General features: G+C 70.5%; 17 protein-coding genes. 15 read left to right on the top strand and 2 right to left on the bottom strand.

Annotated elements, in window-relative coordinates; genetic code table 11:
* Positions 1 to 87 precede the first annotated feature (87 nt).
* The 15 genes from QUY26_RS20345 to QUY26_RS20275 all read left to right on the top strand — a co-directional run bounded on the left by QUY26_RS20345 (position 88) and on the right by QUY26_RS20275 (position 10,472).
* On the top strand, positions 88 to 726 hold the full coding sequence (locus QUY26_RS20345) for a site-specific integrase (protein WP_289948704.1): 639 nt from the start codon (positions 88 to 90) through the stop codon (positions 724 to 726).
* Between the two features lie 706 nt (positions 727 to 1,432).
* The gene (locus tag QUY26_RS20340; protein WP_289948701.1) at positions 1,433 to 1,816 is read left to right on the top strand and encodes a hypothetical protein; all 384 of its coding nucleotides are present in this window, start codon (positions 1,433 to 1,435) and stop codon (positions 1,814 to 1,816) included.
* Complete coding sequence (locus QUY26_RS20335; protein WP_289948698.1) at positions 1,816 to 2,511, top strand: hypothetical protein; 696 nt, start codon at positions 1,816 to 1,818, stop codon at positions 2,509 to 2,511. The genes QUY26_RS20340 and QUY26_RS20335 overlap by 1 nt, the downstream gene beginning before the upstream one ends.
* Positions 2,508 to 2,885 carry a DUF6907 domain-containing protein gene (locus QUY26_RS20330; protein WP_289948696.1) on the top strand — a complete coding sequence of 126 codons (378 nt, stop codon included), beginning with the start codon at positions 2,508 to 2,510 and terminating at the stop codon, positions 2,883 to 2,885. The genes QUY26_RS20335 and QUY26_RS20330 overlap by 4 nt, the downstream gene beginning before the upstream one ends.
* A 193-nt stretch (positions 2,886 to 3,078) precedes the next feature.
* Positions 3,079 to 3,531 carry a hypothetical protein gene (locus QUY26_RS20325; RefSeq protein WP_289948695.1) on the top strand — a complete coding sequence of 151 codons (453 nt, stop codon included), beginning with the start codon at positions 3,079 to 3,081 and terminating at the stop codon, positions 3,529 to 3,531.
* Positions 3,528 to 4,025 (top strand): hypothetical protein, encoded by a 498-nt coding sequence (locus QUY26_RS20320; protein WP_289948694.1) that lies wholly within the window; start codon positions 3,528 to 3,530, stop codon positions 4,023 to 4,025. The genes QUY26_RS20325 and QUY26_RS20320 overlap by 4 nt, the downstream gene beginning before the upstream one ends.
* Positions 4,022 to 4,921 (top strand): DUF2637 domain-containing protein, encoded by a 900-nt coding sequence (locus QUY26_RS20315; RefSeq protein WP_289948693.1) that lies wholly within the window; start codon positions 4,022 to 4,024, stop codon positions 4,919 to 4,921. The genes QUY26_RS20320 and QUY26_RS20315 overlap by 4 nt, the downstream gene beginning before the upstream one ends.
* Positions 4,918 to 5,118, top strand: coding sequence for a hypothetical protein (locus QUY26_RS20310; RefSeq protein ID WP_289948692.1), 201 nt, complete (start codon positions 4,918 to 4,920; stop codon positions 5,116 to 5,118). The genes QUY26_RS20315 and QUY26_RS20310 overlap by 4 nt, the downstream gene beginning before the upstream one ends.
* Positions 5,106 to 5,441 carry a hypothetical protein gene (locus tag QUY26_RS20305; RefSeq protein WP_289948691.1) on the top strand — a complete coding sequence of 112 codons (336 nt, stop codon included), beginning with the start codon at positions 5,106 to 5,108 and terminating at the stop codon, positions 5,439 to 5,441. The genes QUY26_RS20310 and QUY26_RS20305 overlap by 13 nt, the downstream gene beginning before the upstream one ends.
* Positions 5,442 to 5,537: 96 nt before the next feature.
* Positions 5,538 to 5,771 (top strand): hypothetical protein, encoded by a 234-nt coding sequence (locus QUY26_RS20300; protein ID WP_289948688.1) that lies wholly within the window; start codon positions 5,538 to 5,540, stop codon positions 5,769 to 5,771.
* Positions 5,764 to 5,928, top strand: a complete 165-nt coding sequence (locus tag QUY26_RS20295; protein WP_289948685.1) for a hypothetical protein — start codon at positions 5,764 to 5,766, stop codon at positions 5,926 to 5,928. Before QUY26_RS20300 ends, QUY26_RS20295 begins: the two co-directional genes overlap by 8 nt.
* An 86-nt stretch (positions 5,929 to 6,014) precedes the next feature.
* Positions 6,015 to 8,174 (top strand): zonular occludens toxin domain-containing protein, encoded by a 2,160-nt coding sequence (locus QUY26_RS20290; RefSeq protein ID WP_289948684.1) that lies wholly within the window; start codon positions 6,015 to 6,017, stop codon positions 8,172 to 8,174.
* A gap of 366 nt (positions 8,175 to 8,540) precedes the next feature.
* A complete protein-coding gene (locus QUY26_RS20285; protein ID WP_289948683.1) occupies positions 8,541 to 9,710 on the top strand; it encodes a helix-turn-helix domain-containing protein in 1,170 nt (389 codons plus the stop codon).
* Between the two features lie 76 nt (positions 9,711 to 9,786).
* Complete coding sequence (locus QUY26_RS20280; RefSeq protein ID WP_289948682.1) at positions 9,787 to 10,257, top strand: hypothetical protein; 471 nt, start codon at positions 9,787 to 9,789, stop codon at positions 10,255 to 10,257.
* Complete coding sequence (locus tag QUY26_RS20275; protein ID WP_289948681.1) at positions 10,254 to 10,472, top strand: hypothetical protein; 219 nt, start codon at positions 10,254 to 10,256, stop codon at positions 10,470 to 10,472. Before QUY26_RS20280 ends, QUY26_RS20275 begins: the two co-directional genes overlap by 4 nt.
* 129 nt (positions 10,473 to 10,601) lie before the next feature.
* On the opposite strand, the gene QUY26_RS20270 is transcribed toward QUY26_RS20275, so the two are convergent.
* Together QUY26_RS20270 and QUY26_RS20265 are read right to left on the bottom strand one after the other, a co-directional pair.
* Positions 10,602 to 15,005: a phage tail protein gene (locus QUY26_RS20270; RefSeq protein WP_289948680.1), complete on the bottom strand. Its 4,404-nt coding sequence runs from the start codon at positions 15,003 to 15,005 to the stop codon at positions 10,602 to 10,604.
* A 157-nt stretch (positions 15,006 to 15,162) separates the two neighbouring features.
* The gene (locus tag QUY26_RS20265; RefSeq protein WP_289948679.1) at positions 15,163 to 15,465 is read right to left on the bottom strand and encodes a hypothetical protein; all 303 of its coding nucleotides are present in this window, start codon (positions 15,463 to 15,465) and stop codon (positions 15,163 to 15,165) included.
* Positions 15,466 to 15,489 lie beyond the last annotated feature (24 nt).

The raw sequence follows: 15,489 nt of genomic DNA, 5'->3' as shown, positions 1-15,489 counted from the left end.
GCCTCATTTCGGCCGGGACGTTGTCAGCACAGCTGCATGACGCATGGGGCTCTGTCTGCGGCTCTGCGGCCGATTCGGCTTGGAACGGTGGCGGCCGCTCGGGACAACCGTCTGTGGGCCGCGTACGAACTGGCGGTCCGCATCGGTCTGCGGCGCGGTGAGCTGCTGGGGCTGCGCTGGTCGGACGTGGATCTTCACGAAGGGGTGCTCACCGTTCGGCAAGCCCTACAGCGCGTCGGTGGGGAACTGCTGATCGTCGCTCCGAAGACTCAGCGTTCGGCCCGTCGCGTGGCGCTGCCGTCCGAGTGCGTGACGGCGCTCCGTGCTCAGCGTGCCCAGCAAATCGCCGACCGGAAGGGCGCGGGGGACAACTGGAAGGGCACGGGGCAGGGCCTCGTCTTCACCACCAAGAACGGGACACCGATCGAGCCGCGCAACCTGAACCGGTCCTTCGAGGTGCTGTGCACTCGCGCCGGAGTCCGTAAGGTCCGCTTCCATGACCTGCGCCACACCTGCGCCTCCCTGCTTCACGAACAGGGCGCCGACGCTCGCATGATCATGGAAATCCTGGGCCACAGCTCGATCCGCGTGACCATGGACGTCTACACCTTCGTCCGGCTCGACTCGCAGCGCTCGGCGTTCGATCGCGTCGGGGATGCCCTGAGGGGTGACGGCAACGCAACGGACGATGACGACGGCGCGGCCGATGTCCTCGTAGCCGTCTGATCGGCTCTCGAGGGCGGTTGCCGTCAAACACTGCCGTCAAGACAAAAGCCAGAGGCCCTGTGGATCACTCCACAGGGCCTCTGGGCTGCTGTGCACTCGGCAGGATTCGAACCTGCAACCTTCTGATCCGTAGTGATCTGAATTCCCTCCATGGGCTCTATGGGCTCTATGGCGAGTGACCCAGCGGCAGGTCAGAGGCCCTGACAGCGCATCGAGACACCGGCTCTGTGAGACGTTCGTGAGACGGAATCCCCTGATGCACCGTCAACTCTCCGGAGAGCGCTTCGGCCGGCCGCCTTTGCGTGCCCGACGCTCGGCCAACTCGGCCTCCGCCGCCGCAAGCCCGGCACGATCCGCTTCGTCACCGTGCTCCCGGACGCGCGCGCGCATGTGGTCCAGCAAGTCGTTCGTCCGGTCGGTACCGAGTCGCTCGCAGATGCGCCCGTACGCATCCCATAGGGGACCCGGCACCCGGATAGGTCGAGTCCTCGTGTGTCGGGGCGTCGTCTGTCCGTCGCTCACTTCTCTCCCTCGCGTGTAGTTGCGGGGAATCTTCGCATGAGCCTTGTGTATCTACAAGGTTTCCGGATACTCTGTAGTTGCAAGGTTAGCCACTCCGGAAACGGGGCGGCCCCGTGCCGGTGTTTCCGCCAAGTCCCACCGGCACGGGGCCTCACGACCTACCTGACATCACCAGGAGATCGCTATGAGGAAGTCTTCCACCCGCCGCGAGCACCGCGCCACGCGCCGTGCCCTTCGCGCCACCCTCCGCCGCCGCACGGCCGGAACCCGCGCCACCCGCCGCGCCACCAAGGCCGTCGCCACCGGCACCCCCCAGACCGCCCGCACCCGCCTCGTCGCCGCCGGCCTCGACGACGCCACCGCGCACCGCTTCTCCGCCGCCTTCTCCCGCGGCGTGACCCCCGACGCCACCCGCGAGGCCACCGTCAAGCTCAAGGGCCGCGCCCGCAAGGCCGTCAAGGTGAAGCTGTACGCCGCCGCCACCTTCGCCGCCCGCCTGGCCACCTACCGCCCCAAGGACCGCACCATCGCCGCCCGCTTCGAGGCCCTGACGGTGGTGGCGGTCTGATGACGAACACCATCCCCGCCCTCGACACGACCACGAACCAGCACCTGCCCTACCTCGTCGAGCATGCCCGCCAACACCCCGGCACCGAGACCGTCTCGGTCCTGATCAGGCACACCGAGCTCACCCCCGGACAGCTCGTCATCTGGTGGCCCGTCTCCGGCGCCGACCACCACATCGAGGCCGGATACGACTCCCGTCAGATCAGCCTCAACGAGGCCGAGACCAGGCTGCGCGCGCAGCTCGCCGAGCGCGGCATGACCGTGACCGCCTTCCTCAACGAGGACGGCCCGCTCACCGCCGCGCAGCGCGCCCTCACCCCCGACGAGGGGCTCGGCGCCCGCCGCACCACGCCGATCGAGACCACGATGCGCGCCATCGACTGCGGTGACCTGCCGTGGCTCGGCGCCGAGGTCGTCGTCTCCGACTACCGGTCGCAGGCGTACGGGCGCCACACCCAGCTGTGGCTGCACAACAACAAGGACACCGCCGAGCTGAGCATCGCCGAGGCTCGGAGCGCGCTCCGGGAGGCCCGCGCCTTCTTCGACCGCTTCGAGACGCTCATCGACTACGCGGAGACCGTGGCGGTCGACGACTTCGAGGGTGACCCGGAGATCGCGGCGGCCGACCGCGAGGCGACCGACGCCCGGATCAAGGCACGCACCGCCGAGCTGCTCGCCGCCGAGGCCGGGCGGTGAGCGCGGCGCGCACCGTCACGGTGCACACCCTCGACCACGGGCCCATCACGATCACCTGCCCCGACTGGTGCATCGGCCACGAGGGCCCCCCGCAGTACCGCGTCGACCTCTCCCACTTCGGCCCGGACCGGCCGCTGACGCTGCCCACCCGCCGCGGCCCGGCCATCCACCTGGTGACCGCACTGGAGGTCCGCCCGTACGTGGACGACTCGTTCCTGCGCCTGCCGTTCGTCGGCGTCCACATCGGTGGGGACTGGTACCCGACGGGCCTGGCCGGGCTGGAGGCCATGGCCGACGCGCTCACCGCACAGGCCGACGCGCTGCGCGACCAGGCCCGCGAGCTCGCCGTGATCCTCGCGGGAGGCCGCCCGTAATGAGCGCGCTGCCCGTGCGCCGGCCGACCGAGCACGCCGCTATCCGTGCGGCGTGCCGGTCGCCCCGGCCGCTCCCCCCGATTCCGTCCCTGATGGCCGCGCTGCTCGACGCGAACGCGCGCGGTGACCGTGAGGCCGTCATCCTCTGCGCGCACCGCGCTGTGCGCGCCGCCGCCCCGGAGGTGGGCGAAACATGATCCGAATCATCCGTACCGAGACCTTGCGTGCGCTGCGAGCCGCAGCGGCTGAGGCGGCTGCCGCCACGGCGGAGGCAGAAAAGTGGCACGGCCTTTACCAGGAGGAGACAGCGAAGCTCGCGGACGCCGACGAGCACGCCGAGAACCTGCTGCGTGAACTCGCGCAGGAGCACGCCGACCGTTTCGTAGCGGAGCGGGAGCGCGGCGCGGCGCAGGAGGAGCTGGCCACCGCGCGTCGGGAGTTCCAGGAGACCGGCACTCGCGTGCGCGAGCTCTTCGAGGAGATGCTCGCCGCCGCCCGCGACCCGCAGACCGGCAGCGTCTTCCAGGGCCTGCTGGCCCTGAAACTGATGCGCCAGACCCTGGCCGCGGACATCGAGCGGGGCAACGACGACGCGTTCACACTGGCCCTCGCCCGCCTCCTGGCCGCCCCGGAGGTGGGCGAATGAGCCAGCACAACACCCCCGAGCCCCACGACCTCACCGTCGCCGTCGACGTCGCCCGGCAGCTGCTCGCCGACTACGCGCACATCGACCACGGCGACCTGTTCGCCCTCAACCAGGCCCACGGGGCCATCCGCGAGGCGCTCCGCATCCTGCTGCGCGCCGTCGGCGCCGAGCCGGTCACCGGCCGCCAGACGCCCCCGCGCTGCCCGGCCGCGCACCGCGAGGACCCGGAGCCGTGCGGCGGGCCGGTCGTCGTGACGGTCCTCGACGCCACCGGCGCGGGCGCCAACGGCTGCGAGCACCACGCCGCCCGGCTCCTGGCCAGCCTGACGGGTGGCCGCGTCTACGCCCTCGGCACGTCCCCGGAGGCCTCCGCCATCCGCGTCTTCCAGGCCGCGGCCAGCCTCCGCCCCTTCGCCTGGCTCACCGACGCCCCGCGCACCGAGCCGTCGCAGCTCTCCCACGCCGAGAACTCCCGCGGGGGTGAGGGCCGGTGAAGAGCACCCCGTCCCGGGCCCTCGCCGTCACGGCGGGCGTCGTCATCGTCGCCCTGACCGGCGCAGCGTTCTGGCTGTCCTACGCCCACCTCGCTGAGGTCGCCCTCGCGCACGGCATGCGCGGCAAGGAGGTCCGAGCGTGGGCGTGGCCCGCCACGCTGGACTTGTTCATCGTCGCGGGCGAGCTGCTCATGCTCCGTGCCGCGCTGCTCCGTCGCGTCGACTGGTGGGCGATCGGTCTGACCGTCGCCGGATCGATCGGTTCCATCGCGCTGAACGTGGCGGGGGTCGGTTCCCGCGCCGAGCTGCTCGACTACATCGTGGCCGCCGTGCCGCCCACGGCCGCGCTGCTCGCCTTCGGCGCGCTGATGAGGCAGATCCACCAGGCCCTCGCCGGACACGGGCAGACCGGCGCCGAGCAGACGAGTCCGCAGCCCGCGGCGGCCGTCGGCCTTGAGCGTGTACCCGCCCCTGTACCTGATGTACCCGGGGTGTACCCGAAGGCCGGGGTACCCGTACCCGCCGTACCCGCCGCGGTACCTCCGGGCGTCCGCCTCCTCCCGATCACGGCCCGCCCCGAGCCGGTCCGCGAGGACCCCGTACCCGCCCCTGAGGTACCCGTACCCGAGCCCGTACCTGCCGACGAGGTACACGTACCCGAGAAGCAGGTACACCCCGCCCTCTACAACCTGTTCGTCGGGTGCGACAACGACCCCGAGGAGCCTGAGGAGCCGGACGACGAGCCGGTGTACCCCGACCCGCTCATCCCCCAGGTACAGGCCGACTTCGGCGACGAGGTACCCGGAGTACGGCGCCTGAAGGAGAAGTACGGCATCGGCCAGGCCCGCGCGCAGCGCATCCGTGACCAGCTCTCATCCCAGGAGGTGCCGTCGTGAAGTGGCTCCTCGCCGCGCTGGCTGCGGTTGTGCTGCTGTACTTCCCGACGCTGCTGCCCGCGCTCCTGACGCTCGTCGTGACCGCCGTCGTGACGCTCGTCGTCGCGCTGGCCGGGCAGCCGCTGGTCGCCACGTTCGTCGTCGGCCTGCTCGGCGGCCTCCTCGTGGCCCGCAGCGTCCTGGGATGGTCGCGATGACCGACCCCCTGGCCAAGGCCGAGAAGGCCGTCACCGAGGCGGAGACCAACACCGTTGCCGTGCAGCTGGCACTCGCCGCCGTCGAACTCGCCAAGGCAGCCCAACAGCAACCGCAGCCGCAGTGCTCGCACACGCCGCGGCAGCAGTTCGACGCGAAGAAGTGGTGGACCATCACCGGCATCGCGTGCGTGGGCGGCTGCGTCGTCTGCGCCCTGGCCCTCGCGTTCGCCCTGGTAGCCGTGGCCGTGGCCATCGGCGGGACCTGCGCCACTGCCTGCCTGCTCATCCTCCGCTCTATCTGGCGCGAGCACAGGGGCCGCTGACGGTCCCTCCGTCCTCCGCCAACCCCGGTCATCACGGCCGTGGTTGCGGGGGTGCGGTGGGGCCGGACAGTCCGTCCGGCCGGAGGAAGGAGCCCCGTGGAACCCACCGACCCGATCAAGACCCGCGAAGAGTGCCAGGGCCAGGCCGAAGAGTTCGCGCACCTGGCCAACCGGATCGCTCGCCGCGCCGAGACGATGAGTCAGCGGGAGGACCGGCACCTTGTGCCCACGCTGGTCGCCGTCGGCGCCTTGTACGCCGACGTCGCCCGCACCTGGGCCGCCCTCGCCCTCAGCGCCCCGCAGGGCGACGAGGAGGAGCCCCGTGGCTGAGATCCGGTACACGGCCTGGGAGAAGGCGCAGATCGCCGTCGTCGAACTCCGCGGTCTCAAGCACGCCGCCGCCATGGGCTACGACGCCCACACCGAGCGCAAGCGCGCCCTGAAGCGCATCGAGGACAAGGCCCGCAAGCGCCAGAACCGTACCTGAGTACACCCCGGGGCGGCCGTACCCGCCACAGGTACACCGGCCGCCCCGGGGCCCCGATCACCCATCGAGCAACCGGAGAAACCAGCATGACTGATCTTCACGCACCGGCCAACGCAGAGGGCGCGGGTACACCCGTACCCGCCGTACCCGACCCTTCGGGTACACCGAGTACCCCCGTACCCGACCCCGCCCCGGAGCCTGCCGCCGTCGAGGTACGGCCGCGCCGCCGGGTACGGATCGACCATCTGCGGCGCGTGGTCGTCGAGGCCCGCCAGCACACCACGTACCGCGCCCTGGTCCGTCACGCCGCCTACACCGCGGGCGGCGCCCGGGTCCTGGCCCGCCGCGCCTGGGAGTCCCGCACCACGGCCGTGCACTCGCGGATGATGCGCATCGCCGAGGCAGGCGGCAACGAAGAGCTCGTGCGGCAGTGGGAACAGCGCGCCTACGCCTACCGCTTCGCCCGCCACCGCCGCCGCGTCGAGCTGCTACAGATGGCCGTCAACGCCCCCAAGGCCCTCGCCATGGGGGCCGGGGCGGGCGCCGGCGTCCTGCTGCTCGTGGGCTGCATGCTCGCCGCGGCCACGGACGACATCAACGACGTCCTCACCCCGCTCGGCGCGGTGGTCGGCCTCGTCGGGTGGGTGGCGTTCATCGGCGGCATCGTGTGGTGGCCGCTACTGCTCGCCTCGCCGTTCATGGCGCTCGGCGGCGTGTGGGCGGTCGGCCGCCACCAGAAGACCGCCCCCACCTGGTCCTTGCCCGCCGACACCGGCGAGCGGGGTGTCATCCCCGACGAGAACGCCATCATGCGGGCCCTCGGCAAGCTCGGCGTCTCCGCACTGAACGCCGCGATCAAGGAAGGGTGGCAGCCACGCTGGGTGCAGCCCACCGTGCGGCTCGGCAACGGCTATCACACCCAGGTGCAGCTCCCGCTCGGCGTCACCGTCGAGATGGTCAACGCCAAGAAGAACGTCCTCGCGCACAACCTGATGCGCAAGCCCGTCGAGACCTGGCCGACCGAGCCGCCCAACCAGCCTGGTGTCCTGGACCTGTGGGTTGCCGACCAGGGATCGCTGAACGGGCCGGTGCCGCCGTGGCCGCTGCTCATCGAAGGCACGACCGACTACTTCAAGGGCGTGCCGGTCGCCGTCTCGCAGCGCGGCGAGCCCATCATCGGCAAGCTCATGGCCGCGAACTGGATCGTCGGCGGGATCATGGGCTCCGGCAAGACGTCCATCGTCGTGGCCCTGCTCCTCGGCGCCATCCTCGACCCGCTGGTCATCGCCGAGGTGTACGTGATGGCCGCGAACGTGGACTACGACCCGCTCAAGCCGCGCCTGCGGGCCCTGGTCAAGGGCGACGACGACGAGCAGCTCAAGGCCGCCCTCGAAGCCCTGCGTAGCCTGGCCAACGAGGTCACCGTGCGCGGCAAGCTCCTCGAAGAACTCGGCGGCGAGTCGACGAAGCTCACCCGCGAACTCGCCCTGAAGGACCCGCGGATGCGGCCCAAGGTCGTCGTGTTCGACGAGTGCCACGAGCTGTTCATGCACAAGCAGTACGGGCCCGAGGCCGCGCAGCTCGCCATCCGGGTCATGAAGAAGGCCCGCAAGGTCGGCATCACCCTCATCTGGGTCACCGTCTCCCCGACCGCCGACAGCATCCCGCGCGACGTCACCCGCAACACCAGCCACCGTGTGGCGTTCGCGGTCGGCGACCAGGTCGCCAACGACGGCCTGCTCGGCTCCGGCAAGTACAAGGCCGGCATCCGCGCCACCGAGCTGGTGCCCGGCCAGGACATCGGCACCGCCGTCACCTACGGGTTCACGAACAAGCCGTTCGAGGTCATCCGCTCCCACTACGTCGCCCGCGACCCGGAGCGCGGCATCGACGAGGTGACTCCGGTCGTCGAGCGCGCCATGGCCGTGTACGAGGGCACCGGTCCGGACGATGCGCCCGTGTTCGAGGTGGCCGACCCGCTCGCCGACACCGCGGCCGTCATCGGTGACGCGACGCGGATGCTCGTGCAGGAGGTGCTGCACCGGCTCGCTGCCCGCAACCCTGAGGTGTACGGCAGTTGGGGGCCAACCGACCTGAAGCGGGCCCTGGAGCCCTATGGCGCCGAGCAGTACAAGTCCAAGGGCGTCATGGTCGTGGCCCGTGACCGTGTCCAGGACGCCGTCTTGGAGCGCCTTGCCGAGGACGCCGACAGCGTCGATAGCGACGGGGGAGGCGCCGGTATCTGAGGGAGTTCTCCCCCGTGCCTCCCTCCCCCGCCTCCCCTGCTGTGACCTGTGCATATGCCGGTTGGGGGAGGGGAGGGAGGCGGGGGAGGCACCCCCGGGGAGACCGGGAAACGGGCGCGTCTGCCTCCCCCGGCCTGCCTCCCTCCCCCGTGGTGAGGCCCGGTGGCGGAGGCTGCTGGTAGCGCAGCAGAAAGCCCCCAGTGGCGGTGTGACGGCCGCTCCTGGGGGCTTCGCTGCGTCTTGGTCCCGGGCCGCGCCCGGGGCTTCAGCGGCCTCCGTCTTGGGTGAAGACGGAGGCCGCTGAGACTCCCCCGGATTCACCAGGGGGTACGTTCGGAGTGTCGAGCTCTGAACGGAGGCACCAGTATGCCCGAGACCACCGACATCGGCCCCAAGCTCCGCGACCTCAGGAAGCGGCGCGGCATGAGCCAGCGCGACTTGGCCGCCGCGAGCGGCGTGTCCCTTTCCACCATCAGCAAGCTAGAGCAAGGCGCCACCACCGGTGACGTGCGCCTGGAGACGGCCCACCGCCTGGCCGCTGCGCTCCGCGTGACCACCACCCGCCTGCTCCGCCGCGAGCCCGCCAGCCCGGGACCTGCTCCCGGCGCGTGGCTGCCACTCCAGCAGGCCCTTGAATCGCCGCCTGCCCAGCCGGACGAAGACATCAGCGTGCAGCCGATCACGGCGGGACTCAGCGCCGTGCGTGCGGCGTACTTCGGCAACCGCCTGCACGACCTTGTCGCCCTGGCCGTTCCGCTCCTGCGGGATGCGGACGCCCTCGACGACGGCCCCGACGCCCGTGCTCTTCGCGCTCACCTCTTGCAGATCGCGGGCAGCGTCCTAACCCAGGTCCACGCGTATGAGTCCGCTGAGGCCGCCCTGAGCCGCGCCCTGGACGCCAGCCCCGACCGGCTGCGCGCCGCCTCCATCGTCACCACCTGGGTGTGGCTGCTGATGCGGCAGGGCCGCCTCGACGACGCCCGGGAGATGGCCATCCGGTGGGCGGACGACCTTGAACCCCGGGTGTCCCGGGCCACGCCCGAAGACCTCGCGGCGTGGGGGTGGGTGCTGCTCCAGCTCTCGGCCGCATGCCTGCGTGACGGCCGCAAGGGCGAGGCCGCCGATGCCCTGCGCCTGGCGCAGTCCGCCGCGGTCCTCACCGGCCGTGAACTGCCGCGAGGGCATGAGCGGCTGGCTACCTGGGGGCCACTGACGGTGGCGTACAAGCGTGCGGAGAGGGACATCGTCCTTGACCGGCCGGACCAGGTCCTCAAGGCCGCCGAGCGGCTGTCGGCGTCGGGGCCGGCGGACAGTACGGAGCATCACCGCCACCGGCTCGATGTGGCGCGCGCCCATGTGCAGATGCGTCAGCATGGCGAGGCCGTCGGCGTGCTGCGGGAGGTCCATGAGGTGGCGCCGGAGTGGCTGGTGCAGCAGCGGTATGCGCAGGACATCCTCGGTCAGGTCGTCGAGCGGAGGCGGACCCTGACGCCGGAGATGCGTGAACTCGTCGATGCTCTCGGCACGCCTGTGTGAGCTACTGCTACTTCGGTGTGACGGGCCGTCAAACTGTCATTGCGGTGCGCCGTTGCGGCTCCCTACCTTCCGAAGTATGACGCCCGTCACATCGTCTTCTCTCGCCATCGCCGACTGGCTCGCCCGCGCCCACCCCAACCCCCGCGAGGCCGTGGCGGAATGGGCCAACCGGGGCGTCTCCCTGCTGCCGCTCGGCGTGCGGTTCGACGCGGTACGCGTCCCGGCATCACGCATCCACGACGCCGTGTGCGGCCAGGACCCGAAGGCAGTGGCCGCGGCCCTCGACGACTGGCTGCACGGCCCCGTGGTTCGCGACCTGCGGGCATCCAGCGGCGACTACTACGTCCTCGTGCCGCCGCGGGCCGAGTGGAACGGCGAGGAACAGCGCCTCGGCCACGGCAGCTTCCTCCTCGTCCCGCGCATCGGGAACCTCTCCATGATCACGCACTGGGTCGTGCCCCCGCACCACCCGGGGAACCTGTGCTCCACCGCCCGCCTGCGCGCGCTGCTCACCCTCGCCGACACCCTGCGGACCATCGAGCCGTGAACGCCCGCCGCCCCGAGCCGCCGCCCGCCAGAGACCTGTCCTACGAGCAGTACTCGGGACGTGCCTGCGTGTGGTGTGGCGCCCAGCTCACCAGCGGAGCCGTGGCGGCCGGCATCTCGCGGGGCAAGATCGGGGCGGTCGTCCTCGATATCGGGGTGTACGCCTGCCCCCTGCACGCCAACGGCCCGGGGGTTGCCCTCGACCGTGAGGCGTGAAGACGCCCGTCCGCCCCCTCTCCCCCCAGGTTCAGGGGCGGGCGGGTCCGGGGCCGGTGGCGTACACGTCTCCGCCACCGGCCCCGAGGAGCGGGCCGCGGCATGCCGTGGAAGGCGGGGCGCCGCGGCTCACGGCCTGCCGAGGGCGGATTGGACGTTGCCGCCGCGGTGGGCAACCTCCTTGCGCAGCGGGTCGAAGATCTGCTGGGCCACCACGCGCCCGTCCAGCGTGATGGTCTGGTGCACGACGATCGGCTGCACCCCGCCCGGCGCTCCACCCGCGGGGGCACGTCCCCGTGCCGAGACGGGGGGCGCGTTGAGCATGGACTCCCAGGCCGGGGTCACGGACCGGTTGCGGCGCATGCCCTGCGCGAAGCCTTCGGCGGTGAAGTCGCCGACTTCCTCCATGACCTGAGACGGGCTCTTGATCTTCAGCGCCCGTTTGATCGCCTTCTCCATGGATTTGGCGATCTTCATCATCTGCTTTTCGATCTTGTCCTGCTTCTTCTGCAGCCCCTTCACCAGACCCTCAGCAGCCTTGATCCCCGCCCCATACATGGCATCCGCCGCCGTCTTCCCCGCCGACCCAGCAGCCGACACGATCTCCTTCTGCAGGGCATTCAGCCGCTTGATCTCACCCTTGCCGCCACCGAGAACCGCCGCAGCAGTCTCCAGTCCTCCGCCCTCGACCCCGGCCTCGGCGATCTGCGCGATCAAATCCTTCGACAGGCCACGGCTCTTGAGGGACTTCAGCATGCTCGCGAACTGCTTCGCACTGGCGGCACTGCCCGTCATCTGCGACAACAACGTGTTGATCGTGAGCCGGGCATCCTCTGCCCCCGCCGCCCGCGTGATACCCGCATCGGACACCACCCGGTCCTTCACACCACTGCGGAGCTGCGACGCCGCCGACCGCAGATCACCCAGCTTGTCCTTCGCCTTGTCCAGGGCCTTGTTCACGCCGAGGATCTTCTTCTCGTGCGAGATCAGCGACCGCCCCGCCCGCGTCAGCGACCGCAGCAGACTCCGCTCCACGCCACCATGCGTCGCCCGCTTGATGATCGACCGCCACTTGTTCAGCGACGACGTCAGATCACCCAGCGAGTCAGGGGCCCCCAACTGGTTACGGATCTCCGGATTGCGGTACCCCGCCCGCTGCCCGAAATAGCTGACCGTCAGCTCCCCGGTAGCTTCCTTCCGGGCCCGAGACTCCGCCTCAGCCCGCTCCTTCGCCCGCTGCCGCGCCCGCTGCTGCGCCTTCGTCAACCCACCCCGCGCGAGACCCGGGATCTTCAACTGGCCGTCGTTGAGAGCATCAAGGAACCGCACCCCGTACTTCTTCACCGCCCGCGCCTGCACGACGTACTCACTGTCAGACACCCGAGCCACCGCACCCGACCCGAACCCGGCCAGAATGCTGTCTGACGTCGGGCCACCCGGCCCCTGGACATATCCGCCGCTCGGGAACGCCTGCACCGCGCCCCCGCCCGCGAACCGCCTACGCGGCAGGCCACTGGCCAGACCACCGGACGCACCGAAAGCACGCATACCACCCAGCAGCGCGGCACCCAACGGCGCGCTCTTGCGGTACACCACGTTGATGAACGAGGTGCCCAGCGTCCGGCCGATCAGCCCGCTCACTGCCGCCCTGAACGCCGCTACCTCGGCGCGGATAGAGATCGTCTTGTCCTTCAGGCCGTCCCGAGCCCGCCGAACCGCGCCGATGCTGGAGTGCGCCGCCCCGGTCTTCGCCGTGACCCGGAACGAGCCATCCTTCATCCGTGTGACCTTCAGGCCCAGGGACTTCAGCATGTCAACTGCGTCCCTGGTCAGTGCCTTGACCGTGACGCTCTTGGACTTCGGGGTCTTCTTCATCGCGGAGATCACCGAGTCCAGGCCCGCCACGGCATCCTCGGTACGCATCTCGATCTTCAGCTTCTTGGAATCCGGGATCTTCTGCATCTGCTTGGCCAGCTGCACAGCCTCCGCCCGGCTCAGCCCCATCGCATGCGCAGCCGCGACGAACTTTTCACGGCCCCGCTCGTAGATCCCGTTGACCCGCGTCCACGGCTCATCCGCCTGACGCGCCGCTGTCGCCGCTTCATCGGTGCTCTTCGCCAGACCGCGGAGCGAGGCCTCGGCGTCCCGGGCCCTCTTGGAGTTCAGGTCGAGATGGCCGTCGACCATGCGCAGCGCGCCGCTGTTCTCCCCGGCCGCCTTCATCGCGTCGTCGATGGACTGCTCGAACGCGTTCATCGCCTCCGAAGCGCTCCGGTGCACGTCGTTGAGGGCCACGATCGACTGGCGCAGGGCGTCCGCGCTCTGCTTCTGAGCGGCCAGCTTCTCCTGCACCGCCAGCGACTGCATCCCGAACACGCCCATGGACTGCGCCGTCAACTCGGCCTCACGCCGCTGATCCGCGAGCGCATCCTTGAAGCCGTCCATCTTGCTCCGGAACTTCTCAGCTTCCTTCGGGTCCCACCCCTTCAGCATGTCGGCCAGAGCAGCCTTCGCCAGATCCGCTTTCCCGCCCCGAACCAGATCGGTCAGGGACTTGTCGACGGCGTCCGCGCTCTTGGTGAACTCCTCGGTGGCGTCGCCAGCGTCGAGGATCCCGCCCGAGATGCTGGCACCCCAGTTGTTGATCGACTCTACGACGGACGGGTTGGTGACCTTCTTGACCTGATCATGCAGCTTCTCGAAGCCCTTGCCGAACACCTCCGCCACGTAGCCCGTCGCCTTGCCGGAACGCCCCAGATTCGCCAGCGACGTCGTCAGCTTGTCGACATCCGGCGGCGCCTTCTTACCGATGTTCGAAAGCTTGCTGACAGCGACGGCAACGAGGCCGATGCCCGCAGCCACGACCGAGACCTTCGCCGCCCGCGACAACGCCCCGAAGGCAGCCGCGAGACCAGCCAGGCCACCGCCCGCCGCGACCGACGCAGCCCGCATCGCCGCCAACGACGCACCGAACGCCGCGATACCGCCCCCCGCAGCCCCCAGCCCTGCCGCAGCGAGCGACACCGCTTTGAACACCACCACGAACTGCAACAGGGTGGACAGCACGTCGGTGGGGATCGCATTGATCAACTGCGCGAACGCGTTGACCGCGGCGAGGACCCCGACACCCACGTCCGACGCCGCAGCCACCACATGCACCAGCGCCCGACTGAGGTTGCCGAGCGTCTCCGCGACTTGCGGGCCGACCTCGCGGACGTACGACATGAACTCACCGAACTGCCCGGCGCCCGCCCCGCCGGACATCACCCGCATGAAGTGCACCAAGCCGTCCGTCGCCCGGCTCAGGACACCGCCCGCGAACTGGGAGAAGGTGTCCATCAGCCGCTCGAAGCCGCTGGAGTTCACCCCGCCCGCGAGGACGGTCATCAGCCGGTCCAGCTCGCTGCTCGTGGTCCGCACCAACGGTGTCAGCCGAGGCAGCAGCGCTCCGAAAATCCCCAGCCCCTTGGTGACGACGGGCATCGTGTCCCCGGCCAGCGAGTTCGACCACGCCTTGTACTGGTCCTTGAACACCCCCAGCGCAGCCGCCGCCCGCCGCGTCGCCGGGTCCATGTCCCTGACCTGGCGCAAATACGCGTTCTCGGCCTTCGCCGCCTCCTCAGACGTGCGCCCATGCTCCTTGACGGCATCCTTGTACTTCTTCTCCGCCTCCGACGCCTTCGCCATCGCCGCGACCTGGCCCCCGATCGCCAGACCGAAGGCCCCCACCGCCACACCGGCCGCCACCAGATTCCCCGCCACCGGCACCGCCGCCGCCGCAATCGGAATCAGCGCCGGTGCCAGCAGCAACGCCGCCTGCACCAGGCCGCTCATGCCCACGCTGGCGCCGCCACTGGACGTACGGAGCGTCCCGAGACTCCCGCGCAGCCCGGCGAGAGTGGTGGTCAGGCGCCGCATGCTGGCGTCGAGATCGTCGCTGTCGGAGCGCAGCGTGCGCGTCCGGTCCGACAGGTCACTGAGGCGCCCATCGGCTGTCTGAGCGCGCATGCTGAAGATCCGCAGGGCGTTCGCCGCGCCCGCGACCCGCGTACGCAGGTCGTCCATCGCTGCCGCGGCAGCAGCAGCCCGGCCCCGGAGCGTACGCAGCGCCCGGGACGCGTCCTCGGCCTGCTGCTCCAACGTGTTCAGCGCGGCAGCAGTGGCCACCGAGCGGGTCGCCAGCGAGCCGAGCGCGGCGTCGGCGCCCCGGGCGTCGCTACGCAGGTCCCGCATCGCCGACGCCGCCGCAGTGATCTGGCTGGCCCGCCCGTCGAACGTCACGCCCAGACGGACGGGACTCTGCGCCTTGAGATCCCGCAGCGCCGCCTTCGCCGAAGCGACACTGCTCCTCACCTGATCGTCGTACGTCGCTGTGACACGGACAGGACTCTGCGCCTTCAGGTCGCGCAGCGCCGCCTTACTTGAAGCGACGCCACCCGTCACCTGATCGTCGTACGTCGCCGTGACACGGATGTTTCCCGCAGCCCGGAGACCGAGGAGGGCCCGCGTCGTCGCCTGCGCACGATTCTCCACCTGCCGCAGAGAACGGCTGGCAGCCGCGCTGCGGGTCTCCAGCGTCCGCAGACCCTGAGCCGCACTCGCCGCATTCCGCCTAAGGGCCTGCATCGAGGCGTTAGTGGAGGCAAGCCCCCTCCCCGACTGGTTCGCGACCCGCACGCGAATCTCAATGTCATTCCCCACCGGCTGCCCCGATCAGGAGACGGTCCAGCTCAGCGTCTTCGTCCGCAGACCACATCGGCGGGAGGAAACCGAGCATGTCCAGCAGAGCCATGTACTCCGGCCCCGACCACGTGTGGGCGGTGACGTCGACACCAGCCGCCTCGATGAACGCGACGACGATGCGGAGCACGAGGACGTGGTCGATGTACCCGGCCGCCGCCTGCGCGCGCGCCTCGGCGAGTGCCTCGGCACTGAGTCCGACGATCGTGAGTGTGAGTCCGGCGCCCTCACCCGCGACGATGGGAATCGTCACGCTCGGCTCGGGCTTCCTGCGGCG

Source organism: Streptomyces flavofungini, from assembly GCF_030388665.1.
Taxonomy (GTDB): Bacteria; Actinomycetota; Actinomycetes; order Streptomycetales; family Streptomycetaceae; genus Streptomyces; species Streptomyces flavofungini_A.
This window is presented reverse-complemented; position numbering and strand designations above follow the sequence as displayed.